At 70.5% G+C, this 905-nt stretch carries 1 protein-coding gene; it reads right to left on the bottom strand.

Annotation, left to right across the window (positions count from 1 at the left end; genetic code table 11):
* Nucleotides 1-905: type VI secretion system Vgr family protein (locus tag ACF8E5_RS08505; protein WP_392475149.1), on the bottom strand; the 905-nt coding region annotated here is incomplete at both ends.

The following is a 905-nucleotide window of genomic DNA, read 5'->3' as shown; positions in this document are numbered from 1 at the left end:
CACGATGTTCTTGCCGGCCGTGAGGTGCTGGTGCTGCTGGGCCACGCTGTCGATATGCTCGCTGGCGGCGAGGGCGATGCTGCGCGAGGTGGCTACGGCAACGCCGGCCGGGGCGCTGACGGCGACCAGCGGTTCGCCGCCTGTGCCTGCGCCTTCGGGGTGGTCGTTGGCACCGTGGTCCAGCTCGCGCACGGCGGTGGTCAGGGTCTGCTGCGGGTCGGGGTCGTGGCCGATACCCTGGTTGTCGCCGGCCACCTGGCCGAGGTTCCTGGCCAACTCCAGCGCGCGCTCCAGCAGGGCGATGGCCTGCTCGCGGTCGAGCTGGCCACCGTTGGCGCCGGGCTGCGCCTCGGTGGAGAGCAGCAGGCCTTTGGCGGCACGCAGGGCGCCGCTGGCATCGCTGCGCAGCTCGAAGCCCTCGCCGCGGGGCTCGCCGCCCCTGGGCCGGGGATGGGTGAGGTAGCCCAGGTGGATCGCCGTGTCGGCATGGTCGCTCATCAGCGCGGCGCTGATTTCGCCATGGGTGTCGTCGATGCGCAGCTCGTTAGCCCGGCCGGCCTGGTGCTCCTTGCTGCGGATGGCGCTGAGGGTCTTGTGCACCGGCAGCTTGTAGGGAGTGGGATGGGTGGCCGGGTAGGCGCGGCCGGTGACGATGGGCTGGTCGCAGTCGCCGTCGAGGAAGTCGACGATGACCTCGTGGCCGATACGCGGGATGGCGATATGGCCCCAGGCCGGGCCGGCCCAGTTCTGGGCGACGCGCACCCAGCAGGAGCTGTGCTCATCCTCGACGGCCAGGCGATCCCAGGGGAACTGGATTTTGACCCTCCCGAACTCATCGCAGTAAATCTCTTCGTCGGCGGGGCCAACCACGGTGGCGATATGTGGGCCGTCGATGCGCGGCTTGG

This window comes from Pseudomonas sp. WSY_20, from assembly GCF_043104335.1.
Taxonomy (GTDB): Bacteria; Pseudomonadota; Gammaproteobacteria; order Pseudomonadales; family Pseudomonadaceae; genus Aquipseudomonas; species Aquipseudomonas parafulva_B.
This window is presented reverse-complemented; position numbering and strand designations above follow the sequence as displayed.